At 68.8% G+C, this 698-nt stretch carries 1 pseudogene; it reads right to left on the reverse strand.

Features of this window, described 5'->3' with window-relative positions:
• A pseudogene (locus tag B2J89_RS21375) lies at nt 1-223 on the reverse strand (branched-chain amino acid ABC transporter permease); the annotation flags it as partial.
• Nucleotides 224-698: the final 475 nt, after the last annotated feature.

The raw sequence follows: 698 nt of genomic DNA on the forward strand, positions 1-698 counted from the left end.
ACAGCGCCACGCAGGCCGCCGCGCCGGCCATGGCCAGCCAGTAATTCCAGCCCCAGGCCGACATCAGGTGGAACGAGACGAAGGCGCCCACCATGTAGAACGCGCCGTGCGCAAAGTTGGGTACGTGCAGGATGCCGTAGACCAGCGTCAGGCCGAGGGCCACGAGGCTGTAGATGCCGCCCAGCGTCAGGCCGTTGAGCACCTGTTGCAGAAAGATGTCCATCAGCCGCCCCCCCCGCCGCGCGGGCTGGACAGGGCGCCTGCGGGCCTGGAAAGGGAGGACGGACACGCCGCTCGGCCTGACGTCCCCGGGAACCGGAAGATCTCCATCGACTTGACTCCTGTGGGTTGGGCTGTGCATCCGGCCCCGGCGGCACACCGCGCAAGCGGGCCGTCAAGGGAAGAATGGAATGCCAACCCAGCTTAGCGAGGCCGGTGTCGAGGGCAGATCGGAATTCTGCAATGCAGAACAATTTAGGGGAAACCCCCATCGAATCGGGCCGCACAGAGTCGCCCAGATGACTTTCACACCTCCATGCCAGCGGCTGTCCCGGCGGCAGCGGAATGCCCGACGGGCTGGGTGGTTCCGTCACGCAGAACCGTGCCGCCCGCCGCCGTGCCGGGGCTCAGGCGCCGGAAGCGCCCGCCTGCGCTGAGGGCGCGGCGCCGCGGCCCAGCGCGAAGCCCTTGCCGCGCAG

The sequence above is a fragment of the Acidovorax sp. SRB_24 genome (assembly GCF_012931925.1).